Consider the following 23,206-nt stretch of genomic DNA (forward strand, 5'->3'; position numbering starts at 1 on the left):
CGGCCCGGCCCGCCCGACGACGCCCGGTCCGCCGCGATGCCGCCCGTGGGCGGGTGGCCGCCTGCGATGCCCTCGACGGGTCGGCGCCCGCCGACCCGAGGCCCGGTGGTCAGTCGTCCGGAGCCGGTGCGTCCGTCGAGGCGTCCAAGACCCTGGGGAACGGACGCGGGTAGTGCGCACCGAGGTGGAATCGGTCGGCCAGGACGTCGGCGAACGCCGCCGCGATCCGGTACTCGCCGGCCGGGTTGGGGTGCAGCCCGTCGCCGGTGTGGTCGGCCGCGACGAATTCGGCGTCGGTGCGGGCCACCACGAGCGGCGACTCGTCGGTGTTCAGGTCGGCGGCGATGGCGTCGATGCGCGCGTTGAAGCTCGCCGCGCGGGCGGCGAACTCCGGGTCCGGGCCCGCCTGATGGGTGGGCAGGACGTGGCCGAGCACGATCCGTAGGCTCGGGCTGGCCCGGCGGGCCTCGGTGATGAAGTCGCGCAGTTTGGTCTCGAAACCGGCCGGCTCGATCGGGGGGCGGCGCAGATCGTCGACACTCAGCAGGACCAGGAGGTAGTCGGGTCGGTGCTCGGCCACCTCGGTCCCGATGTCGCCGAGCGGATCCTTGGAGCCGACCAGGTCCAGCCGCACGTCGTGGGCGCGCAGGTGACGCCACAGCCGGTAGCGCCAGGTCCGGTCGCCACTGCCGACGTGGCCGATCGAATCGCCGGCGATCATCACCGGGACCTCGTGCCTCGCACTCGTCATCGTGCCTCCCGGGTCGATCCACCGGCCGCGTCCGGGCACCGGTCCTCCCCCAAACGGTAGGTTCGACCGCCCTGGGCCGCCCGCCCGGCTACCGCGAACGGGTGGTGACCGCCCGGGCACGTCCGGTCATCCGACCGCCCCGCGCAGTACGTCCGGGAGCGGCCGGCTGTGCACGATGTCCAACCGGGACACCGCCCTGGTCAGCACCACGTACAGGCGGCCCGCGCCCCGCGCCTCGGCGGCCACGATCGCGGCCGGTTCGACCGCCACCACGTGGTCGTACTCCAGGCCCTTGGCCAGCGTCGCGGGCAGGACGGTCACCCGTACCGCGCCGGTGGGATCCGGTGTGTCGGCCGTGCCGGTGGCGATGCCCGCCTCGGCCAGCGCCGCGCGCAGCGGCTCGGTGCCCGCGCCGTCCGCGATCACCCCGATCGAGCCCTCGTGGACGAGTGCGGCGCGCACCGCGGTGACCGTCGCGGCGACCGGGTCGGCCACCTCGTGCACGGTCAGCGCGCCGTCCTCGCGCAATGACCGGGCCGCGGGTACGTCCACGTCCAGGCTCGCGAGCAGGCGGTTCGCCAGCGCGACGATCACCGCGGGCACCCGGAAGCCGACGGTCAGCGGGGCCACCTCGGCGTCGGGTCGACCCAGGTGGGCGAGCAGGTCGGGCCAGGTACGGGCCGACCACGGCGTGGTGCCCTGGGCCAGGTCGCCGAGCACGGTGACCGAGCCGAAGCCGATCCGGCGGGCCAGCGCGCGGCACTGCATCGGGGACAGGTCCTGGGCCTCGTCGATCACCACGTGGCCGTAGCCGGCCGGCCGCTCGATCAGTCCGGCGACCTCGTCGAGCAGCACCAGGTCGGCGGCCGACCATCGGGCGCCGCGCCACGAGCGCGGCGGCCGGGCCCAGCCGATCGCGCGCTGCTCGTCGGCGGTGAGGATGCCGTCCGCCGCGGCGGCCAGCGCGTCCGGGTCGGCGAGGATCCCGGCCAGGACCTGTTCCGGACGGGCCTGCGGCCAGCACCGGTCGACGAAGCCGCCGACCGCCTTGGATCGGCCCATCCGGCGCAGCCAGTCACCGGTCGGCGGACCGGAGTTGCGCTCGGCCTGGCGTTGCAGCACGGCCACCGCGCGGGCCCGGACCCGCTCCCGGCCGACCTGGTAGGGGGTGTCCTCGGCGCGCACCCGCTCGACGATCGCGGCCAACTCGTCCAGGCCGATCCGCCGCCGATAGGAGCCGTCCGGTACGGCGACCGGTTCGCCGGGCGCGGTGACTCGCGCGTAGAGCGCGCGGCGCAGCACGCGGGCCATCCGGGCGTCGTGCTTGACCACCTCGGCGGCCGGTTCGTCCCGGGCCCGGATCGGGTGTCGGCCGACCTCTTCGTCGATGGTGGCCTGGCGGATGCCGGTCTCGCCGAGGGCGGGCAGCACCTCGGCGATGTAGTGCAGGAAGGCCCGGTTGGGGCCGACGATCAGCAGGCCGCCGCGTTGCAGGCGTTGCGGGTGGGTGTAGAGGAGGTAGGCCGCGCGGTGCAGGCCGACGGCGGTCTTGCCGGTGCCGGGGGCGCCCTGGACGCAAATGGAGGCGGTCAGGTCGCGGCGGACCAGGTCGTCCTGCTCGGGCTGGATGGTGGCGACGATGTCGCGCATGGGGCCGACCCGGGGCCGACCGAGTTCGCCGGCCAGGATCGCGCCGGGTGTGCCGGGAGTGCCGGGAGTGCCGGGGTCGCTCGCGCCGGGTTCGGGCCGGGCGTCGAGGTGTTCGTCCTCCAGGCTGGTCAGGTCCTCGGTGGCGCCCGCGCTCCGCGGCGCCCAGCCGAACCGGCGGCGGACCGCGACGCCCTGCGGGTCGCGGGCGCTCGCCCGGTAGAAGGCCCGGGAGATCGGCGCGCGCCAGTCGACCACCAGCGGCGGGACGGCCGGATCGGTGGTGATCCGGCGCCGGCCGATGTGGTAGCGGCGACCGCGGTGCTCGCCCGCCGCCGCCGTCCCGGCGAATTCGAGTCGGCCGAAGAACAGCGGGGTCTGCGGGAGTTCGCCCATCTCCTTGGCGCGGCTGCGCAGCGTGTAGCCCAGCGCCTCGGCGTCCGCGCCGGACGCGGAGACGTCGGCACCGGTGACGACGTGTTCGGCGGCGCCCGCGACCATCGCGGCCATCGCCTCGCGGCAGACCTCGTGGTAGTCGCGTTCCCGACCGAGTTCGGCATCGAGTACGGCATCGAGTGACGTCATACCGAGCAGGATAATGCAACTCTGTTAAATATGTTACCGAGTAACGCTCCGGTAGCGGGTCAGTCCCGCCTCCAGTTGGTCGAAGGCCCGTTCCGCGGTCGCGCCCGCCGCCGCACGCAGGTCCGCCGCGCGCTCGCCCGCCGCGATCCGTCGCCAGTTCTCCCGGGCCAGGATCCGTTGCACCGCGATGATCTGGCCGGCCGCCAGGCGCGCCTCGACCTCGTCCGGGCCGCCCAGCGCGGCGGCCAGCGCCTCCTCGGCGCCCTCGGTGTACGCGAACACGCGGGCGAGCAGCGCGGGGGTCCCGTACAGCAGTCGGTGGAAGGCCAGCACCTGCGGGTCGTCGCTGAGCCCGGTCACCGGATCGTGCCGATCCAGCCCGGTCAGGAAGTGGCGACGCAGCGCCGTCAGCGCGGAGACGTCCTCGGATCGCCCGGCCACCACCCGGCCGGCCTCGTCCTGGTGGTCGGCGAACCGATGCAGCACCAGGTCCTCCTTGGTCGGGAAGTACCGGAACAGCGTCGGCTTGGAGACCTCCGCGGCCTCGGCGACCTCGGCGACCGACACCGCGTCGAAGCCCCTGGCCAGGAACAACCCGATCGCGACATCGGAGATGTTCGCCGCCATCCGCAACCGCTTCCGCTCCCGCAGCCCCATCTCACCGCTCATGCGCGGCACCTTACGGGAGAGCTTCGCGGAGGGCGCCGGAAGATGCGCCGGGCGACACGCACCCGTCCGGCCTTCGAGGCCATCGCCCGGCCGGGCCCGCGCCGACCTATGCCGCGTCCACGACCCCGATCTCGCGCGCCTGCAGTCCGGCGAACACCACGTCCGCCACCGACCGCGAACCGCACCCGTCGATGTCGACCACGATCGCGTGCCGGGGATCGGCCTCGAGCGCGAGCGCGACATGCGCCTCCGCGACGCGTTCGAGCGCGCCCCGGCGGGTGAGCCAGCCCCGGTCGTCGGCGGACAGCACCTGCTGCGCGGACAACCGGTCGCGCAGCGTGCGGGCCGACGCGGTGAGGTGGACGGTGACGGTCGGCTGCTCCAGCACGGCCCGATACTCGGCGACCTGGGCGCTGAGCCGGGTCCCGTCCGCGCGGTAGATCGCCGCACCGTCGGCGGCGACGCCGGCCGCCCAGGTGTGCACGACCACCGGCCCGGCCGGCCGCTGTCGCTTGACGAGCGCGTCGGCTCGGAGCAGCCCGGCCAGACCCAGACCGTAGCCGGCTCGGGCGTCCAGGCGGATCGATTCGGCGCGCCCGGCGATCGGCGTACAACCGAGCGCGGTGCCGAGGGTGTCCGCGAGCGCGGCGCCGCCGGCGCCCGGCGGTCCCTCGATCGCGATGAACGCGTGGTGGTCGGTGCGCCCGGCGGGAGCGGGCCCTGCGAGCGTGGTCGGGGTCATCGCGGTGTCCTGGTTCGCTGGGATGGCCGTCGGTCGCGGACGGACCCGCCCGAGCGTGCGAGCACGTCGCCGGCCGTCGCCCCTCCACGTTGCCCGATCCCGGGATGCCCCCGCAGGATCGACCGGGCGAACATCAGGCGACCACGAGGGTACCCGTCGGGGCGGCCGAACATCGAACTCGCGCTGCGTGAAGGCAGGTTCACGCGGGCACACGGCGCATTCCCGGACCTTTCCCGCCGCGGCGCCGAGCCCACGACGAGGCGGGCGACCGTACCGCCGGCAGTTCCCGCCACGCGGGCCCCGCCGCCCATACGGACAAACCCGACGGTGTCTCGGTTAGGCTCCCCGAATGGCACAGCTTCCGACGGTCGCCGAGATCACCGCACTGCACAAGGCCTACGCACCGAGCCGGGCGATCTTCGAGAAGGTGCACACGCACTGCGCCATCGTCTGGCGGATCGCCGATGCCCTGACGGCCGGCGCCGGCGGCGCGGACGTGGACCGCGACCTGGTCCGGGCCGGGTGTCTGCTGCACGACATCGGGGTCTACCGCCTCTACGACGAGAACGGCCGGCTGGACGGCGCCAACTACGTGCGCCACGGGCTGCTCGGTGCGGAGATCCTGCGCAAGGAGGGCCTGGACGAGTCGCTGCACCGCTTCTGCTCGTGCCACACGGGCGTCGGACTGACCCGGCACGACGTGGTGAGCCAACGGTTGCCGATCCCGGTCGACGACTACGTCGCCGAGTCCGCCGAGGAGCGGCTGGTGATGTACGCGGACAAGTTCCACAGCAAGTCGAACCCGCCGCGCTTCCTGCGCCCCGACACGTTCGCGGCCAGGATCCGCCGCTTCGGGGACGACAAGGTGGTCACGTTCGAGGCGTTGAAGGCGGAGTTCGGGACACCCGAACTCGACTCGCTCGCGGCCGAGTTCGGCCACCGGGTGAGCTGAGCGCGGCGGGCCGGGCCCGGCGGGCGGGTCGTGGCTCGGCTCGGCGGCGTACCGGTGCCGGGGCGTCCGGGGCGCCGACCTTCGCGGGTCCGTATCCGGCATGATCGTTCGCGGGTGGATCCGTTCGCGACCATCCCCCGCGAGATCCGCCCGACAACCGCCCGAGAGCACCGATCCGGAGGCAGTGTCACCGTGACCCCACCGCCATCCCCCGCCCGTACCGCCGAGCAGCGCCGGCGGGACACCCTCGACCGGCTCGACAACGACGTCGACGCGTGGGTGGCCACCGCCGACGCGAAGACCGGAACGCCGTACCTGGTCCCGCTGTCCTTCCTGTGGGACGGCGAAACGCTGCTGATGGCCACCGCCTCGGCGAGCCCGACCGCGCGCAACCTGCTGGCCGGCGGCACCCTCCGGCTCGGCATCGGACCCACTCGGGACGTGGTTTTGATCGAGGCCACCGCCGAGGCGTTCCCGGCGGCCGGCATCGCCGACGACCTCGGCGACGCGTTCGCCGCCAAAACCGGCTTCGATCCTCGCGAACTCACCACGTCCTACCACTACTTCCGGGTCCGTCCGCGCCTGGTCCAGGCCTGGCGCGAGGCCAACGAGATCCAGGGCCGCGACCTCCTGCGCGAGGGCACCTGGCTCGCTCCGTAGCCGGTAGCGCCCCGGACACCCACCGGCCGGAGCACTCCCGCCGGTGGGATTGCGGCACTTCGCGATCCGTGCGTCCGTGCGCCCTGGCCCCTAGAACCCCAACGCCTCGCGCGTGCGCCCGAGTTCGTCCGGGTCCGCCGTGGTGGGGACCAGGAAGAGTTCGTCGAAACCGGCCTCGCGGACGGTGTCGACGGCCTTGCGGAGCGCCGCGGGCGTGTAGGCGGCGACGTTCTCGGCGACGGCCTCGCCGATCTGCTCACCGAAGACTCGCAGGTAGTCGAACGCGTAGGCGCGCAGCCGGGATTCGGCGTCGGAACCCAGGGCGTACCACAGGCTCGTGGACAGGTGCGGCGGGTCGGTGCGACCCGCGTCCCGCCACGCGCCCCGGACCCGCTCCGCGACGTCGCGCAACGTGTCGGGATCGGGTGCCGCCACGGCGGAGCCGTCGTCGACGCCGGCGGCCCAGCGCGCCGCCCGGGCGGTCGCCATCGGGCCCATGGCCCCGGCGACCAACGGCGGTCCGCCCGCCTGGATCGGGGGCGGTCCGACCGGGTCCAGGTCGGGTGCGGGCGGGTCGCCGGCCCAGATCGATCGCATCGTCGCGACCTGGTCGTCCATCCGCTGCCAGCGCCGCTCGAACGGGGCGCCGACCGCGCGGTAGTCCTGTTCACGACCGCCGACCCCGATCCCGACGGTCAGTCGTCCCGCGCTCAGCCGGTCCACCGAGGCCAGGTCCTTGGCCATCCGGACCGCGTTGTGCGACGGCAGGATCACGATCGTGGTCCACAGCCGGACCCGCTCGGTCAGCGCGGCGGCCGCGGCGAGTTGCACGGTGAGCGAGTGGCTGGTGTAGGTGATGCGCTCCGGTACCGCGAGGCTCGCCCACGGACCCTCGTCGATGCCGCGACACCAGCGCAGTACCTCGTCGCGTCCGTGGGGCAGCATGGTCGGCAGGGTCATCGCTATGTCCATGCCGCCGGATGGTGCCGCATCGGGTCGACGGGAACAATGGCCGGCGCGCGCCGGCCGCGTGGACCGGCCCGCCGCCGGTCTCTCGTGGGTGCCGGCGGCGGGGGTCGCTTGGGGGGACTCGGCTGCCGGGGGACGGCGGCAGCCGAGTCGCATCGGGTGGTGGGTCGGGTCGGGTGGCGGACCGGTGCTCCGGTCGGCTACCGAAGTAGTTGTCGAACCGGTCAGCTACCGAAGTAGTTGTCGAAGTTGCGGGAGAACTCGAGGTTGTTGAACCGGTCCCAGTTGATCGACCAGCTCATCAGCCCGCGCAGGTTCGGCCGTACGCCGCCGCGTGGCGTGTAGCTTCCGCAGTTGCTGCCCTTGGTCAGGCAGTCGAGTGCCTTGTTCACCTCGGTGGTGGACACCCAGCCGTTGCCCGCCTGGACCGAGGCCGGCATGCCGATCGCGACCTGCTCGGGCCGCAGGGCCGGGAACACGTTGTTGGTGTTGCCCGCGACCGGGAAGCCGGCGAGCAGCATGTCGGTCATCGCGATGTGGAAGTCGGCTCCGCCCATGCTGTGGTACTGGTTGTCCAGGCCCATGATCGAGCCGGAGTTGTAGTCCTGGACGTGCAGCAGGGTCAGGTCGTCGCGCAGGGCGTAGATGACCGGCAGGTAGGAACCGCAGCGCGGGTCCTGGCCGCCCCACTGTCCCGACCCGTAGTACTGGTAGCCCATCTGCACGAAGAACGTCTCGGGCGCCATGGTGAGCACGAACCGGCTGCCGTACTTGGCCTTGAGCGTCTTGACCGCCGAGATCAGGTTGACGATCACCGGTGTGGTCGGGTTCTTGAAGTCGGTGTCGCCGGTGTTCAGCGACAGCGAGTGGCCCTCGAAGTCGATGTCCAGGCCGTCGAGTCCGTATTCGTCGATGATCCGGCCGACCGATTCGACGAACTTGTCCCGCGCGGCGGTGGTGGACAGTTGCACCTGGCCGTTCTGCCCGCCGATCGAGATCAGCACCTTCTTGCCCGCCGCCTGCTTGGCCCTGATGGCGGCCTTGAAGTCGGCGTCGCTCTCCACGCTCGGGCACTCGGCGACCGGGCAGCGCACGAACCGGATGTCGCCGGAGGTGACCGACGTCGGCTCGCCGAAGGACAGGTTGATCACGTCCCAACTCGCGGGTACGTCCGCCATCTTCGTGTAGCCCGCGCCGTTGGCGAAGCTCGCGTGCAGGTAGCCGACCAGCGCGTGCGGGGGCAGTTGGCCGCCTCCGCCGTCGGTGCCGGTGGTCGCGGTGACGGCCGCCGACTTGGCCGACTCGCCCGCCGAGTTGGTCGCGCTGACCTGGAAGGTGTAGGCGGTGGCCGGGGTCAGTCCGGTCACCGTGGCACTCGGGCCGGTCGCGGTTTGCGCCAACGTGCCGTTGCGGTAGACGTTGTAACCGGTCGCGCCGGGCACCGCGGTCCACGACAGCGGCACGGTCGTGGCGGTCGGCGTACCGGCGGTCAGGCCGGTGGGGGTGGCCGGGACCACGACCACGCCGGAGGTGGTCGCGCTCACGGCCGCCGACTTGGCCGATTCGCCGGCCGAGTTGGTGGCGCTGACCTGGAAGCTGTACGTCGTCGCCTGGGTCAGGCCGGTGACGGTCGCGCTCGTGCCGGTGACCGTCTGGGCCAACACCCCGTCGCGGTAGACCTTGTAGCCGGTCGCGCCGGGCACCGCGGTCCACGACAGCGGCACGCTGGAGGCGGTGGGCGTGCCCGCCGCGAGCCCGGCGGGCACCGCCGGGATCTGGGTGCCGCCGCCGGGGCCGGTCAGCGACAGGTCGTCGGCGTAGTAGGCGCCGGTGCCGTACCAGCCGTGCGTGTACAGGGTCACCGACGTGGTGTTGGGGCCGGTGCGGAACGTGGTGGTCAATCGGGTCCAGTCCGGCGCGGAGCCGGTCCAGGTGGACGGGTCGGTGGTGCCGGTGCCGGTCGCGCCGATGTACACGTAACTGCCGCGTACCCAACCGGAGATCACGTAGTCGGAGGAGGGCTGCACGGTGACGGTCTGGGCGCAGCGCGCGTTGTCGCTGCCGGCCGGGGTCGCCTTCAGCGCGGAAGTGCCGCCGTGCACGGGGGTGCTGACGGTGGCTCCGCTGCCGGCGCTACAGGTCCAGTCGGACATGCCGGACTCGAAACCGCCGTTGCGGACGAGTTCGGCGGCATCGACCGCGTCGGCGGTGCCGCCGGCGGCGGTGAGCATGGCGGCGGTCAACAGGGCGGTGCTTGCCGCGGCGACGAGGGGGCGCAGCCGTTTGGGGGGACGAACGCTGGTGGATCCGGACATGGGATTCCTCGCGTGGTCGGGACGGGACGGAGCGGAGCGGGGCGGGACCGGGCGCGGCCGAGCCGGGCCGAGCGGGGGCCGGGCTCGGTCGAGCCGGATGAGCCGCGCCCGGGCCGGTCGCGTGGTCCGGCCCGGGCGCGACGCGCTACGGGAGCGTGTCGAGGTGCGGGCCGACCGTGTTGGAGAACTGGTTGCCGTTCAGGGCGTCCCAGTTGGTCGACCAGGTCATCGCACCGCGCAGACCCGGGTAGGTCTTGCTCGGCTTGAACGTGCCGCAGCCGGTGCCCTTGGTCAGGCAGTCGAGCGCGTTGTTGACCACGCTCGGCGGCACGTACCCGGATCCGGCGCCGCGCGGCGACGCGGGCAGGCCGAGGCCGACCTGCGAGGGGGCCAGGCCGCCTTCGAGCTGGATGCAGGCGAGGCCGGTCATGAAGTCGACCGTGCCCTGGCTGTACACCTTGCCGTCGCAGCCGAGCATCGCGCCGCTGTTGTAGTACTGGGTGTTGACGACGGTCAGGATGTCCTTGATCGCCAGCGCGGTCTTGAAGTACTCGGTGCCGGTGGACTGCATGTCCAGCGTCTGCGGCGCCATGGTGATCACCAGGCCCGCGCCGACCTTGCCGGACAACGAGCGCAGCGCCTGGGACATGTAGGTGGAGTTGATGCCGTTCTCCAGGTCGATGTCCACACCGTCGAACCCGTAGTTCTGGATCAGTGTGTACAGCGTGTTGGCGAAGTTGGTCGCCGACGCGGAGCTGTTGACCGAGACGGTGCCCTTCTCGCCGCCGACCGAGATGATCACCTTCTTGCCGGCCGCCTTCTTGGCCGCGATGTCGGCCTTGAACGCCGCCTCGGAGTAGTTCAGCGCCGGGTCCAGGGTGAACGAGACGCCGCCCGGGGTGCCGGTGGCGTCCGCGAAGGAGACGGCGATGATGTCGTACTCGGCGGGCACCTGGGCGATGGTCTGCACGGTGGCGCCGTTGTTGAAGTTCTGCCAGTAGCCGGTGAGTACGTGCTTGGGCAGTTGGCCGCCGCCCCCGCCGCCGGTGGTGGTCGCGGTCACCGCGGCGGACTTGGCCGACTCGCCCGCCGCGTTGGTCGCGCTGACCTGGAAGCTGTACGAGGTGGACGCGGTCAGACCGCCGGCGGTCGCACCGGTCCCGGCCACGGACTGCACCTTGGTGCCGTCCTGGTAGAGGTTGTAACCGGTGGCGCCGGGAACGGGGTTCCACGACAGCGGCACGCTCGACGAGGTCGGCGCACCGGCGGCCAGGCCGGTGGGGGTGGCCGGGATCTGGGTGCCGCCGCCGGTGGTGGTTGCGGTGACCGTCGCCGACTTGGCCGACTCCCCCGCCGAGTTGGTCGCGCTGACCTGGAAGCCGTACGCGGTCGAGGGGGTCAGCCCGGTGATGTTCGCGGTGGTCCCGGTGACCGACTGCACCTTGGCGCCGTTCTGGTACACGTTGTAACCGGTGGCGCCGGGAACGGGGTTCCACGACAGCGGCACGCTCGACGAGGTCGGCGCACCGGCGGCCAGGCCGGTGGGCACCGCCGGGATCTGGGTGCCGCCGCCGGGGCCGGAGAGCACGATGTCGTCGGCGAAGTAGGCCGGTTGGCCGTACCAGCCGTGCGTGTAGACGGTGACCGAGGTGGTCGAGGCGCCGGTGCGGAACGTGGTGGTGAGTTGCTGATACGTTCCGGCACTCGGCGTCCAGGTGGACGGGTCGGTGGTGCCGGTACCCGTCGCGCCCAGGTACACGTAGCTGCCCTGGACCCAGGCGCTCAGTGTGTAGGCCGAGTTGGGCAGCACCGTGACCGTCTGTGCGCAACGGGCGTTGTCGGAGCCCGCCGGAGTGGCCTTGAGCGCGCCGGTGCCGGCATGCGTCGGAGTACTCACCGAGGCCCCGGATCCGGCCGAACAGGTCCAACCGGCGAGGCCGTTCTCGAAGCCGGGGTTGCTCACCAGGTTGTCCGCGGCCTGCGCGCTGCCGGCGACCGCGACGGTCAGTCCGGCGCCGGCCAGCGTGAGCGCCGCGAGTGCGGCGAGGGTGGGGTGTCCGCGGCGAGGGGACTTCGCTCGCGGAACGTGCGAAACGCGTGCCACTACTGCCTCCGTGCGTGGAGAAGCGATGTAGGTGGAAGTCGTGCGACCGCGTGCGCGTCAGCCCGCCCTGCGCGCTTAATGGTCTAGGCCAAAGTGGTCCAGACCAATAGAGCGTGTCAAGGTTTTCTCCGCGATCCGACTCCGTTTACCTCGCCGTCCCCAACCGGTTACGCTCCGCAGCGGTCCGATTCCCGTCCCCACGCCCGTTTTTCACCGGCCTCCTCGTGCCCCGTCACACGGTGAGCGCCTTGCGCAATCCGGCCACCGAGGCCGGGTCCCAGCCCGGGCGCGGGGCGGAGCCGACCAGGAGACGGGTGTACGCGTGGCGGGGCTCGGTCAGGATGTCGGCGGTCGGGCCCTGTTCCACCGCGACGCCCCGGTACAACACCAGGATGTCGTCGGTGACCTGCTGCACCACCGCGAGGTCGTGACTGACGAAGACCAACGCGACGTCCGTCTCCCGGCGCAGCTCGGTGAGCAGGTGCAGGATCTGCGCCTGGATCGACACGTCCAGCGCGGAGACCGCCTCGTCCAGCACGAGCACCCTGGGCCGGGCCGCCAACGCCCGGGCGATGGACAACCGTTGCCGCTGCCCGCCGCTGAGTCGGTGCGGCCGGGCGCCGGCCTCGCGGGTGCCCAGACCGACCTGGTCCAGCAGTTCGCGCACCCGCCGATCGCGATCCGTCTCGCCGTGCAGCCGCAGCACGCCGGCCACGCACTGGGCGGCGGTGAGCCTGGGGTCCAGCGAGACGTACGGGTCCTGGAAGACCATCTGGATCTCCCGGGCCCGACGCAGTCGTTCCGCGCCGCCCTTGGCCCGCGCCGCGCGCGGGCGCCCGTCCACCGCGATGCTGCCCGCGTCCGGACGGATCAGCCCGACCAGCATCCGGGCGATCGTGGTCTTGCCCGAGCCGGACTCGCCGACCAGGCCGAGCGAGCCGCCCGGCGGCACGGTGAAGGAGATGTCGGACGCCGCGACCGTGCGCTCGGCGCGCCGTCCCGGGAGTGCGAACTCGCGGCACAGGCCGTGTACTTCGAGAGCAGGGGTGGTCATCCGAGCACCTTCTCCGCGGGCTGGTGGTCCAGGTCGGTGCGGCGGCACGTCACCCGGCCGCCGTCGGGGAGTTCGCGCGAGACCGGCCGCCAGGTCTCGCACGCGGTCTCCGCCACCGGGCAGCGCGCGACGAACGGGCAGCCCGGGAAGGCGTCGTCCAGCGACGGCGGCCGGCCCGGGATGGGCCGGATCGGGCGCGGGTCGCCCAACTCGGGCGTGCAGGCCAACAGACCGGCGGTGTACGGGTGGCGCGGATCCTCGAACAGGCTCGCGGCGGTGCGCTCCTCGACCACGCGCCCCGCGTACATCACGTACACCCGGTCGCAGTACGCCGCCGCCAGGTGCAGGTCGTGCGTGATGAACAGCAGACCCAGGCCGCGCCCGGTCCGGTGCTCGCGCAGGATGGCCAGGATCTCGGCCTGCGTGGTCACGTCCAGCGCGCTGGTCGCCTCGTCCGCGAGCAGCAGTTCCGGATCGCCCGCGAGCGCCGCCGCGATCACCACCCGCTGGAGCATCCCGCCGGAGAGTTCGTGCGGGAACTGCCGCAGCCGCTCGGCCGGGCGCACGATGCCCACCGCCTCCAGCAGGCGCAGCGCCTCGGCGTACGCCTGCGCTTTCGGCCGGTCCAGGGTGTGGATCAGTCGTTCGGTCAGGAAGTCGCCGATGCGACGCACCGGATTGAGCGAGGAGCGCGGGTCCTGGTGCACCATCGCCACCCGACGGGCCCGCAGTTCGCGCAGTTCGCCGGTGTCGAGGGTGAGCGCGTCGCGCCCGGCCACGTCCACCCGGCCATGGATGTGCGCGTCGCGCGGGAGCATCCGCAACACGGCCTTGGCGGTGGTGGACTTGCCCGAGCCGGACTCGCCGACCAGGCCGACCACCTCGCCCCGGCGCACCCGCAGGTCCACCCCGTCCAGCACCGGGCGCCGCGCGCCGGTGCCCGGGAGTTCGACGGTCAGGTCCCGGATCTCCAGCAGTTCGTCCACCGCGTCCGTCTTGGTCTCGACCATCAACGTTCCCTCACCCCCAGGCGGTCGGAGATCCGCACGCCGACGACATTGAAGGCCACCACGACCAGGGCGATCGCGGTGCCGGGCACCAGGGCCGGCCACAACGCGCCCTGGACCAGCGCGGCCTGACCCTCCTTGACCATCAGGCCCCATTCCGAGCTCGGCGGCTGGGCGCCGAAGCCCAGATAGCTGAGCGTGGCCATGCCCATCAGCACCTGACCGAACATCAGCACCAGGTAACCGATCAGCGACGGCGCCAGGTTGGGCACCAACCGCCGTACGCAGATCGCGAATCCGCCCATGCCCTGCACCCGGTAGGCGTCGATGTACGGCTTGGCCCGCTCGGCGAGCGCGATGCTGCGGGTGTACTTGGCCACCACCGGCGAATAGGCGAGCGCGAGCGCGATCACCGCGGTGGTCAGCCCGTCGCCGAACACCGACACGATCAGGATCACGAACAACAGCCCGGGAAAGGCGAACATCACGTCGGTGACGCGCGAGACGAACGCGTCCACCCAGCCGCCGTGCCACGCGGCCAGCGTGCCCAGCGCGATGCCGATCACCGACGCGAGCGCGAGCAGCGCCAGCGGCGCCACCAGGCTCGGCCCGGCGCCGTGCAGCACCCTCGACAGCAGGTCCCGCCCGGACTGGTCGGTGCCCAACACGTGCGCGCCGTCCGGCACCGCGAGCGAGGCGTTCAGGTCGATCGCGTCCGGTTCGTACGGCGCCACCAGCGGCGCCAGCACCGCCGCCAACGCGGTCAGCAGCAGGAATCCGGCCGCGATCCGGAACGAGATCGGCCAGGTCCGCTTCCTGGGACGGGCCGGCTTCGAGGGCGCCGCCGAAACGGGCCGCGCGCCGGCTTGGAGGAGAGTCATGCGGCGCTTCCTTCGAGGCGCACCCGCGGGTCGATCAGCGGGTGGACGAGGTCGACGAGCGTGGTGACGAGCATGTACGCGAGCACCATGAGCAGCAGCACGGCCTGGGTGACCGGGAAGTCGTGCGTGTTGATCGCCTGGACCAGCAGCGAGCCCATCCCGCTGATCCCGAACGCGGTCTCCACCACCACGGTGCCCGCGAACAGGCTCGCGGTGATCAGGCCGCACATGGTGACCACCGGTGCCAGCGCGTTGCGCAGCACGTGTCGACGGATCACCTTGAACTCGGACAGGCCCGCCGCGCGGGCCACGGCGACGTGGTCCTGCGCGTACTGCTCCAGCATGCTCTGCCGGGTCACCCGGCTGACCACGGCGAGTTCGCCCAGCGCGAGCGAGAGCGCGGGCAGGGTGAGGTGGTAGAGCCGGTCGCCGAAGCCCTCACCGGCGCCGGTGACCGGGAACCAGCCCAACTGCACGCCGAGGAAGGCGACCAGGGCCAGGGCCTTGACGAACTTGGGGATGGACGCGAGCAGCGTGGTGATCGCGACGATGATCGAGTCGACCCGCCCGCCGCGCACCGCGGACAACACGCCGAGGGCGATCCCGACCACCACGAACAGCACGGCGGAGTAGCAGACCAGGAACAGCGTGGTGGGCACGCGCGAGGACACCAGGTCCGCGACCTGGTCGTGGTACTGCATCGAGCGGCCGAGGTCGCCGTGCAGGACGCCGCCGATCCAGTCCCCGTACTGCACCCACAGCGGGTCGTCGAGGTGGTAGGCGGCCCGGACGGCGGCCAGTTTCTCCGGCGTCGCGTCCTCCTGTCCGCCGACCAGGAACGCGGCCGGATCGCCGGGCGCGGCGTAGATCGCGCCGAAGATCACGAAGGACGCGGCGAACAGGGTGACGAGCAGCCCAAGGGTGATGCGCAGGGCGCGGGCGGGCATGGTGGTGACACCTCCGAAGGCGACGGGAACGGGCTTGGTGGGATCAGCCCTTGGCGCCGAGGTCGGCCAGCCACGGGTAGGCGACGTTGGCCATCGAGGCCGGCGCGCCGGTCAGCTTGGCGCTGGTGACCAGCACGTTGGGCACCTGGACCAGCGACAACCACACCGCGTCCGCGGTGAACCGGCGCTCGGCCTCGACCAGCAGCCTGGCCCGGGCCGCGTCGTCGGTGGTGCGCAGTGCCTCGTTGACGACCTTGTCGTACTCGGGCGAACTGAAGCCGACCCAGTTGTTGTTCGAACCGGTGAGCGCGTTGTCGTAGAAACCGGCCGGGTCGGCCTTGGAGATGTACCAGTCGTCGGCGAACATGTCGACGCTCTTGCGCAGCGCCTGGTCGGTGTACAGCGAGGTGAAGTCCGCGCCCGACATGGTCTTGATCTCGGCCTTGAGGCCGATTCTGCGGGCGGCGTCCACCACCGCGTTGGCGATCAGGTTGCGGGTGGGCGTGCCGTCGTTGGCGACCACCAGGGTCGGCGCGGCGGGGCCGACCTCGGCGATCAGCTTCTTCGCCGCGTCCAGGTCGGCGGCGCCGGGCTGCGCCGGAGCGCCCTGCAGCGCGTCGTAGCCGGCCTGGAAGGTGGCCTTCTCGTAGCCCCACGCGCCCGGTCCCAGCGGGGTCTTCCACGGCGTGGCGAGTCCGGCGAAGGCGGCCTTGGCGATGCCCTGGCGGTCCAGCGCGAGCGAGAGCGCGCGCCGCACGCGCGGGTCCTTCATCCCGCCGCGCTCGGTGGGGATCAGCGTCCAGGCACGCGAGGAGGAGCCGTAGGAGACGGTGAGCGCGCCGTTGCCGGCCAGCGGCGGGACCGCGCTCATCGTGGTGAGGTAGGTGCCGTCGGCGGCGCCGGTGGTCATGCTGTTGACCATGGCGTTCTCGTCCGCCCAGCCGAAGGTGGCCGAACGCACCAGCGGCTTGCGGGACTTGTCCCAGTAGGCGTCGTAGCGCTCCAGGGTGATCCGGCTGCCGGCCTTCCACTCCTTGAGCGTGTACGGCCCCGAGCAGGCGTCGGCGCGCCCGGGCGTGCCGTAGTCCTTGCCCGCGGGCTCGGCCTGTTCGCGGTCGAGCACGATGCCCGCGTTGCCCGCCAGGGCCTTGGTGAACAGCGCGTCGGGTTCCTTGAGCCGCACGGTGACCTCGGCGTCGCCGGTGCGCTCGATGGACTGCACGCGCTCGAACTCGTCCGACTCGTTGTTGCCGTCGGCCGCGTGCCGGCGCAGGCTCCACACCACGTCGTCGGCGGTCATCGGCGAGCCGTCGTGGAAGGTGACGCCGGCGCGAAGCTTGAGTACGAGCGTCGTGGGGTCGGTGTAGGTGCCCGAGTCGGCCAGGTGCGGGCGCATGCTCAGGTCGGGCTGGGTCTGGAACAGTCGTTCGCAGACGTTGGCGAGCACCGCGTTGGAGTCGCTGTCGGATCTGACGTCCAGGTCCAGTGACTTGGGTTCCTTGGCCAGCAGCCATTTGACGTTGTCCACCGCGCCGGCGGCCTTGGCGGTGGTGTCGGTCAGCGCGAGGTCGGCGGGCTTGCCGGGGGCGCCGGCCGCGTTGTTGCCGCCGGCGTTCTTGGCGGAACACGCGGTGGTCAGGCCGAGCAGGGCGGCCAGGCCGAGCGTGGTGAGGGTGCGAGTGCGGGACATGCGACTCTCCGGGGGATGCGGGGGGATGGTGGGGTGGGGCGCCGGGGCGGGCGTGCTTGGGGCGCGGGCCGGAAGGGTTCGGGCTTCGGGCGCTGCCGGGGCCGGTGACCTTCGGGCCGCCTCCGGGGCGGATGGCCTTCAGGCGCCGCCGGGCCCGTCGTGCAGGTTCCAGGGCAGGAGTTCGTACTCGTGGTCGCACGGGGTGCCGGCGGTGACGCGGTATTCGCCCGTGGTCAGGTCGACGCAACTGGAGAGCAGCGTCGCCCACTGCCGGACCGCCGGTCGGGCCGGATCCGGGTGGGTGCACAACGATTCGGGGTAGCCGAGGTGGTCGGACATCGCGGCGTGGATCAGCTTGCGCGTCTCGGCCGGGTCTCCGGCGTCGCGGCAGCGCCGCAGTCCGGCCTCGGCACGCGGGACGCGCAGCAGCGAATCGGGGGCCGCGGGACGATAGTTCGCGGCCAGTTGCGCGGGCATGAAGGCCTGGTAGTGGTTGCCGTGCACGAGCAGGCCGTCGGTGGGGTACATCCAGCCGTTCGCGCCGGGGGTGGTCTCGATGTCGATCGCGAAGCCCTCGCGGTGGGTGAGCAGGGCGTTGCTGGCGATGTGCGCGCGGGTGCGGAAGAGGACGTCCAGCGCCTCGGCCGGGTTGGCGCAGTCCAGCACCCGGCGGCGGATCAGCGTCTGCGGGATGCCGACGGCGTGGTCGAAGCGCCCGCCGAGGCCGTTGGCGTTGAGCGCGATGCCGGCCGAGTTGGCACCCTGCCGGCCGATCTGGCCCGCCTCGACCTGCATCACCACGGTGGGCTTGCCGGGCTGCACGACGCGCACGACCATGACCGTCTCGCGCACGCCGTAGCGCCAGTCCCAGTTCTGGCCCGCGTACACGTGGCCGTCACCGGAGGCCTGGTCGAGCAGCGCGAAGGAGGTGCAGCCGTCGGGGTTCTCCGCCGGTGCGGGCGCTCCCATCTCGGCGAAGGTGTCGTCGTAGATGATCTCGCCTCGGGCGTTGAGCGCGAGGATGTCGAGCAGGTCGAGGCCGGCGCCCTCGGCGATCCCCGCCATCTCCTCGACCAGGTCGGGGGCGAAGGCGCGGGAGGGGGCGAGCCAGTGTTCGGCCCGCTCGGTGACCTGCCGCCAGGTCAGGCCACCGGCCGCGCCGAAGGCCTCGGTGTAGTAGTCGACCGCGGTACGGATCAGCGCGCTCGCCCCTTCGCCGTACTGGCGACCTCGGGTCCGAGGCTCGCCGGCGATCTCGATGGTCGGAAGGGACACGCCACTCACGTCGTCTCCTGGGTGCTGGGGGTTCGGCAGCGTTGCGGGTGCTGCACGCTGTCCTGGGGCCGCGAGCCCGCCGACGATCGTTGTGACGCGTGTCGTGACACGTGTGGTGACGCTCGTCGCATCGCTCGTCGCACCACGTGTCGTAATGTTCATTACGAGTTCGCGGTAACATGTATTGCACGTTGCATGAGGAGAGTAATGGTTGATACCGGGGAGTCAAGAGGCGTGAGCGAACAACAACCGCAGAATCCGGCGCTGGCCCGGCTCCGGGCGGCGATCCGCGATCAGTGGGCCGACCTGTCGCCGGCCGAGCGGAACGTGGCCCGCTATCTGACCAACTGCTCCCCCGAGCAGGTGCTCTTCGCCAGCGCGCAGGACCTGGGCGCGAGCATCGGCGTCAGCAACGCCACGGTGGTGCGTACGCTGCAACGACTGGGCCTGGGCGGACTGTCCGCGCTCAAGCGCGACATCGCCGCCGACTTCAGCACGGACGTGGCCCCCGAGGTCAGGCTCCGGCAGCGGATCAGCCAGGTCGGCCAGGACCTCGAAGGAATCCGCGCCCGGGTCTACGACGAGGCGATCGAGCGGCTGGAGCACGGCCGGGCCAACCTCGACGCGGACGCCTTCCGGCTGGCCACCCAGTTGCTCGCCGACGCGAACGAGGTGCTCGCGTACGGCGTCGGCGCCTCCGAGCTGGCCGGCCGCCACCTCGCGCTCAAGCTCAACCGGATGGGCCGCCGGGCCCGCTTCGTGGGCACCACGGGCTTCGGGCTGGCCGACGAACTGCTCACGCTGCGCCGCGCGGACGTGGTGGTGATGTTCGTCCCGGGCCGCTTCCTGCGCGACATGGAGGTTCTCCTGGACCGCGCCCGGGTGGTCGGCGCCCGCATCGTGGTGGTCACCGACGAACTGGTCGAGCGCCTGGCCGACACCGCGGACGCGGTCCTGTACGCGCCGCACACCCCGACCGGGATCACCGCCGAGTCGCTGGCCGCGATCGTGCTCAGCGACGCGCTGCTGCTGGCGGTCGCCTCGTTGGACGAGACCCGCTCGGTCGAGCATTCCCATCAACTGACGGCCCTGCGGGCACAGTTGCTGGAGCCGAAGGAGGGCCGGCCCCGGCGCTGAGCAGCGAACGCGGAACCTGCGCGTGGGGCCAATGCGCCGCGCCCGACTGCGCCGACTACTTCATCGACACCGGCCGCCGAGCGCCCCAGCGCTACCGCACCACCCGCTGCGCCACCCGAGTACGGGTAGCCACCCACCGCGCCAACCGTGCGGGTCCACAACCACACGACCAACCGCCCCGAAGTCGCGGCCCCGACTCACGCGGAACCCGGTCATGCCCGGGAACCTCACCGAGGGACACTCACGGCAACCGGCGATACGACTCCCAACCGAGGGATGCCAAATCCCGGAGGCACCGTGAAACACGCGAGGCTCCTCTCGTCCCGGGCGGCACCCTTCGACCCATCGGCCGAACTCGCCGAAGCGGGAGCACCTGACGCCGGACACCGGTCGAGCCTGCGAACACCCAGGTCAAGTCACACCGACGAACCGATCCGGCAGGCGCGCGCCACGCGAGCCGTCTCCTGGATTCGAACCGCGGTGGTCATGCTCGGCCGGCCGGCGAGGTGGTCATGCTCGGCCGGCCGGCGAGGCGGGTCCGGCGTTCTCGACCGGCGGGCCGGACGTGGTGGATCGGGGGGCCGGGCGGCGGCGATGTACGACGACCAGGATGTCGGCCCAGGCGATCAGGGCCGCGGTCGCGCAGAGGGCCGCGCCAAGGATCCACAACACTCGGGCGGCGGCCAAGTCGAGGTCGGCGGCCACGGCGCACAGCGTGGCGGCCACGATGAAGACGGGTAGCGCGATTCCGGCCCAGACCAGACGCGGGGCCAATGGGCCGGTCTCGACGGGTGGTCGGAGGCCGCCGGAATCCTGACTCGGTGTCGGGCGGGCGGCTGAGGCAGTCATGATCGAAACCTACCCAGGAGTACGACAACCACGCACCGGCGCCTCCCCCGGACCCGCCGGCCGGCCGGCGGGCGAGCGGGCGGGCGGGCGCGAGCGGTTGCCGGATCCGGGCTTCCCTCGCGGGTGTACGAGACTTATCGCGACGCCGGAAGACCGAGAGACCGGGAGAGGCATCCCGGGAGCCCGAGCCGACCCGCACCCCGCGGCCACCTCCCGCCCACGCGGCCCTACGACCCCGCCAAGTCCCCGCTCTCGCTCCCGTCCGCACCCGCGCCTCCGGCGCCCGCGGTGTCCTCCGACGCCGGACCCTCATTCGGGTCGGGGCCCGGCAAGGCGGCCAGGAGTACCGCGCACAGGGTTTGGATGTCGTCGCCCATGTCGATTTCGGGGTTCAGGAGCCATTGGAGTCGGAGGCCGTCGACCGCGGCGACGAGGATGCGGGCGATCCAGGCGGGGTCGGGTGGGGTGGTGGGTTCCCGGGTGGGCCGCGGTGGGCCGGAGGTCGGGGAGGCGGCGATTCGGGTGCGGAGGTCTTCGTAGCGCCATTGGCCGACGGCATCGACGTACGCGGCTACCTGCACTGGACCCTGTTGGACGACTACGAATGGGGTTCCTACCGACCCACGTTCGGCCTGATCGCGGTAGACCGCAGCACCATAGCCCGCACCCCGAAACCGTCCGCGAAACGGCTCGCGGACGTGGGTCTGCGCTCCCGAGGGATCAACGAAACGACAAGGAACGCCGTGTGACCGACGCCGGCCCGTCCGAGGTCACGCCGGTCCCCACCCACGCGCTCACTAGGCTGACGCCGTGAGCACTCCCGTGACCCCGGTACCCGCACGAGTGGCAACGACCGACGACATCGACCCGATCGTCGCCACCCTGACCACCGCGTTCTTCGACGACCCCATGTGGGGCCCCGCGTTCCCGGACCGCGATCGGCGCGCGGTGCAGGCGGCGGCCTTGTGGCGGCTGTTCGCCACGTCGGCACTGCGGTACCCCTGGGCGCTGGTGACCGAGCACGTCGAGGCGGCGGCCCTGTGGATCCCGCCGGGCGGGACGGAGTTGTCGGCCGACGAGGAGGAAGGCCTGGAGCGGTACCTCGTCGACAGCGGCGATCGCACCACGGCGGACCGCGTCCTCCGCATCTTCGAACTGCTCGGCGCGGCCCAGCCCGACGAGCCGCACTTCTACCTGAGCCTGCTCGCCACCCACGACGACCACCGCGGCCGGGGACTGGGCATGGGCCTGCTCGCCGAGAGCCTGAACCGCGTCGACGCCCTCGGCACGCCCGCCTACCTGGAGTCGTGCAACCCCGCCAACAACGCACGGTACGGCCGAGCCGGCTTCGTCCCCCTCGACACCGTCACACTCGACACCGGACACATCGTGACCACCATGTGGCGCCCCGCCCGCACCACCTGAGAACCACCGCGTCTCATACGCAGGTTCCGTCCCGCGACCACCGAGTCACGCCGGGCTCCCCGGCCCGCCGCGCCGCTCGTCGGCCGGGCGGTCGGCCGGAAACGATCGTGGCAGGACGCAATACACACCGGAAGACCGGCAGGCGACGTGACCCGGTCGGCAGGTCACCGGGCCGAACGCGCCAACCGGCGGCCGGTCGCCCATGGAAATTGCGGCCCCGGTCCATCAGGCCCTCGGCGGACCGAGCCACGCGCCGATGCCGGCCCCGGCCGAGAGTCCGCTTCGATACCCGTTGTCACCAGCCCTGTTCGGCGGAGGTCCCGGGCCGGACGAACCGACTGCCGGACCAACTCCCGAGGGTCACCGTGTCGGTGTGTGTCAGGCCGGACGCGTCCGCGACTTCGGCGATCTCGTTCTGATCGACGAAGCCGGGCCGGCCGGTCCTCGGGGTGAGGACCCAGACAAAGCCCTCCTCGGCGAGGGGGCGCACGATATCCGTGAGTTCGTCCACCAGATCGCCATCGCCCGCCCGCCACCAGAGCAGGGCGGCCTCCACGACTTCGTCGGTCTCGTCGTCCACCATCGCTCGGCCGATCGCGTCCTCGATATCGGCGCGCATGTCGTCATCGGTGTCTTCGTCCCAGCCCAACTCCTGGACGACCATGGACCGCTTGACGCCCAACTTCTGTGCGTAGCCCGGCACTTCACCGGCAGCCACCATCACGACCTCCTTGTTTCCCGGAACGCGCGCCCGCGCTCCCAAAGGCAACCGGTCATCCACTCGCACTGCCTCTCGAGGACCAGCGCCACATGAAAGCCTCTCCCCAGGTGGGTGCCCACTCAGCCGGACCCTCGATCGAGTGACGGCCCACCGACACCCTCGATGAACGGATCGACCAGCTTGCCACCCTTCCGGCCCGCGGCCGACCGCCGATTCGCCGGCTCGTCGCGACGCGGTGTCGGGACGGCCGTGTTCCCGATATCGTGCATGGTGCACCGAAGTTGCTCACCGTCGGGCGAACAGGAGCACACCATGGCCGTGCCGGTAGCGCTGAACCACCTCGCCTACCAGACCCGCGATCTGGCCGCGACGCACCGGTTCTGGACCGAGGCGGTCGGCGCCGAACTCGCGGGCGCGGTCCGCGAGGAGTCCCGGACCACCAGCAGCGGCGAGGTCACCGCGCCCTTCCTGCACGTCTTCTACGCGCTCGCGAGCGGCGAGTGCATCGCGTTCTTCGACGTGGCCAAGGAGTACGCGCCCGTGCCCGACGGTCTCGAGTGGTGGACCCGGCACGTCGCACTCGCCGTGGACTCCGTCGCCGAAGTGGACGCGATGGCCGAGCAGATCCGTCGACACGGGGTCGAGGTCCGGGGCCCGATCGACCACGAAGGCGTCTGGTACTCGGTGTACTGCTTCGACCCCAACGGCGTGCACCTGGAAATCACCCACCAGTCCCGCCCGTTGACCGAACAGGACGCCGCCGAGGCCCGAACCGCCTTCGACGGCTGGCTCGCCGATCGCGCGGCCGGCAAACTCCCGGGCTGAC

22 protein-coding genes and 1 pseudogene are annotated in these 23,206 nt (G+C 72.1%); 7 read left to right on the forward strand and 16 right to left on the reverse strand.

The window, feature by feature from the left end; genetic code table 11:
* Positions 1-109 precede the first annotated feature (109 nt).
* The 4 genes from ACWCPW_RS15550 to ACWCPW_RS15565 form a co-directional block, all read right to left on the reverse strand.
* Positions 110-751 carry an SGNH/GDSL hydrolase family protein gene (locus ACWCPW_RS15550; protein ID WP_449762061.1) on the reverse strand — a complete coding sequence of 214 codons (642 nt, stop codon included), beginning with the start codon at positions 749-751 and terminating at the stop codon, positions 110-112.
* A 126-nt stretch (positions 752-877) separates the two neighbouring features.
* Positions 878-2,983, reverse strand: a complete 2,106-nt coding sequence (locus ACWCPW_RS15555; RefSeq protein WP_449762062.1) for a HelD family protein — start codon at positions 2,981-2,983, stop codon at positions 878-880.
* Positions 2,984-3,016: 33 nt separating this feature from the next.
* On the reverse strand, positions 3,017-3,652 hold the full coding sequence (locus tag ACWCPW_RS15560) for a TetR family transcriptional regulator (protein ID WP_449762063.1): 636 nt from the start codon (positions 3,650-3,652) through the stop codon (positions 3,017-3,019).
* A gap of 106 nt (positions 3,653-3,758) precedes the next feature.
* Positions 3,759-4,394, reverse strand: coding sequence for a hypothetical protein (locus tag ACWCPW_RS15565; RefSeq protein WP_449762064.1), 636 nt, complete (start codon positions 4,392-4,394; stop codon positions 3,759-3,761).
* 349 nt (positions 4,395-4,743) lie between these two features.
* On the opposite strand from ACWCPW_RS15565, the gene ACWCPW_RS15570 reads away from it, so the two are divergent.
* Entirely contained in the window at positions 4,744-5,346 is a 603-nt protein-coding gene (locus tag ACWCPW_RS15570; protein WP_449762065.1) for an HDIG domain-containing metalloprotein, read from the forward strand.
* 192 nt (positions 5,347-5,538) lie between these two features.
* Positions 5,539-6,006, forward strand: a complete 468-nt coding sequence (locus tag ACWCPW_RS15575; RefSeq protein ID WP_449762066.1) for a pyridoxamine 5'-phosphate oxidase family protein — start codon at positions 5,539-5,541, stop codon at positions 6,004-6,006.
* Between the two features lie 90 nt (positions 6,007-6,096).
* Here the strand turns inward: ACWCPW_RS15575 and ACWCPW_RS15580 are convergent, their stop codons facing one another.
* From ACWCPW_RS15580 to ACWCPW_RS15620, 9 genes are all read right to left on the reverse strand, one after another.
* Positions 6,097-6,978 carry an LLM class flavin-dependent oxidoreductase gene (locus ACWCPW_RS15580; protein WP_449762067.1) on the reverse strand — a complete coding sequence of 294 codons (882 nt, stop codon included), beginning with the start codon at positions 6,976-6,978 and terminating at the stop codon, positions 6,097-6,099.
* A gap of 221 nt (positions 6,979-7,199) precedes the next feature.
* A complete protein-coding gene (locus ACWCPW_RS15585) occupies positions 7,200-9,290 on the reverse strand; it encodes a fibronectin type III domain-containing protein (RefSeq protein ID WP_449762068.1) in 2,091 nt (696 codons plus the stop codon).
* A 145-nt stretch (positions 9,291-9,435) separates the two neighbouring features.
* The gene (locus tag ACWCPW_RS15590; RefSeq protein WP_449762069.1) at positions 9,436-11,394 is read right to left on the reverse strand and encodes a fibronectin type III domain-containing protein; all 1,959 of its coding nucleotides are present in this window, start codon (positions 11,392-11,394) and stop codon (positions 9,436-9,438) included.
* Between the two features lie 232 nt (positions 11,395-11,626).
* Positions 11,627-12,448, reverse strand: coding sequence for an ABC transporter ATP-binding protein (locus tag ACWCPW_RS15595; protein ID WP_449762070.1), 822 nt, complete (start codon positions 12,446-12,448; stop codon positions 11,627-11,629).
* A complete protein-coding gene (locus ACWCPW_RS15600; RefSeq protein ID WP_449762071.1) occupies positions 12,445-13,458 on the reverse strand; it encodes an ABC transporter ATP-binding protein in 1,014 nt (337 codons plus the stop codon). The genes ACWCPW_RS15595 and ACWCPW_RS15600 overlap by 4 nt, the downstream gene beginning before the upstream one ends.
* Positions 13,458-14,336: an ABC transporter permease gene (locus tag ACWCPW_RS15605; RefSeq protein WP_449762072.1), complete on the reverse strand. Its 879-nt coding sequence runs from the start codon at positions 14,334-14,336 to the stop codon at positions 13,458-13,460. Before ACWCPW_RS15605 ends, ACWCPW_RS15600 begins: the two co-directional genes overlap by 1 nt.
* Complete coding sequence (locus tag ACWCPW_RS15610; protein WP_449762073.1) at positions 14,333-15,283, reverse strand: ABC transporter permease; 951 nt, start codon at positions 15,281-15,283, stop codon at positions 14,333-14,335. Before ACWCPW_RS15610 ends, ACWCPW_RS15605 begins: the two co-directional genes overlap by 4 nt.
* Before the next feature lie 43 nt (positions 15,284-15,326).
* The gene (locus ACWCPW_RS15615) at positions 15,327-16,973 is read right to left on the reverse strand and encodes an ABC transporter substrate-binding protein (RefSeq protein WP_449762074.1); all 1,647 of its coding nucleotides are present in this window, start codon (positions 16,971-16,973) and stop codon (positions 15,327-15,329) included.
* Between the two features lie 138 nt (positions 16,974-17,111).
* Positions 17,112-18,248: a C45 family autoproteolytic acyltransferase/hydolase gene (locus tag ACWCPW_RS15620; RefSeq protein ID WP_449762201.1), complete on the reverse strand. Its 1,137-nt coding sequence runs from the start codon at positions 18,246-18,248 to the stop codon at positions 17,112-17,114.
* Between the two features lie 207 nt (positions 18,249-18,455).
* Between ACWCPW_RS15620 and ACWCPW_RS15625 the strand changes: the two genes are divergently transcribed.
* Together ACWCPW_RS15625 and ACWCPW_RS15630 are read left to right on the forward strand one after the other, a co-directional pair.
* On the forward strand, positions 18,456-19,385 hold the full coding sequence (locus tag ACWCPW_RS15625) for a MurR/RpiR family transcriptional regulator (protein WP_449762075.1): 930 nt from the start codon (positions 18,456-18,458) through the stop codon (positions 19,383-19,385).
* The gene (locus ACWCPW_RS15630) at positions 19,382-19,762 is read left to right on the forward strand and encodes a CGNR zinc finger domain-containing protein (RefSeq protein WP_449762202.1); all 381 of its coding nucleotides are present in this window, start codon (positions 19,382-19,384) and stop codon (positions 19,760-19,762) included. Before ACWCPW_RS15625 ends, ACWCPW_RS15630 begins: the two co-directional genes overlap by 4 nt.
* A 133-nt stretch (positions 19,763-19,895) precedes the next feature.
* On the opposite strand, the gene ACWCPW_RS15635 is transcribed toward ACWCPW_RS15630, so the two are convergent.
* Both ACWCPW_RS15635 and ACWCPW_RS15640 read right to left on the reverse strand, forming a co-directional pair.
* Entirely contained in the window at positions 19,896-20,234 is a 339-nt protein-coding gene (locus tag ACWCPW_RS15635; RefSeq protein ID WP_449762076.1) for a hypothetical protein, read from the reverse strand.
* A 227-nt stretch (positions 20,235-20,461) separates the two neighbouring features.
* Positions 20,462-20,815, reverse strand: a complete 354-nt coding sequence (locus ACWCPW_RS15640; protein ID WP_449762077.1) for a TetR family transcriptional regulator C-terminal domain-containing protein — start codon at positions 20,813-20,815, stop codon at positions 20,462-20,464.
* On the opposite strand from ACWCPW_RS15640, the pseudogene ACWCPW_RS15645 reads away from it, so the two are divergent.
* Both ACWCPW_RS15645 and ACWCPW_RS15650 read left to right on the forward strand, forming a co-directional pair.
* Positions 20,780-20,983 (forward strand): annotated as a pseudogene (locus ACWCPW_RS15645) (family 1 glycosylhydrolase); the annotation flags it as partial. The gene ACWCPW_RS15640 and the pseudogene ACWCPW_RS15645 sit on opposite strands and share 36 nt — an antisense overlap.
* A gap of 61 nt (positions 20,984-21,044) precedes the next feature.
* Entirely contained in the window at positions 21,045-21,659 is a 615-nt protein-coding gene (locus tag ACWCPW_RS15650; protein WP_449762078.1) for a GNAT family N-acetyltransferase, read from the forward strand.
* A gap of 295 nt (positions 21,660-21,954) precedes the next feature.
* On the opposite strand, the gene ACWCPW_RS15655 is transcribed toward ACWCPW_RS15650, so the two are convergent.
* Complete coding sequence (locus ACWCPW_RS15655) at positions 21,955-22,380, reverse strand: DUF3052 domain-containing protein (RefSeq protein ID WP_449762079.1); 426 nt, start codon at positions 22,378-22,380, stop codon at positions 21,955-21,957.
* Between the two features lie 312 nt (positions 22,381-22,692).
* On the opposite strand from ACWCPW_RS15655, the gene ACWCPW_RS15660 reads away from it, so the two are divergent.
* The gene (locus tag ACWCPW_RS15660; protein ID WP_449762080.1) at positions 22,693-23,205 is read left to right on the forward strand and encodes a VOC family protein; all 513 of its coding nucleotides are present in this window, start codon (positions 22,693-22,695) and stop codon (positions 23,203-23,205) included.
* Position 23,206 lies beyond the last annotated feature (1 nt).

It is taken from the genome of Embleya sp. NPDC001921, assembly GCF_053594475.1.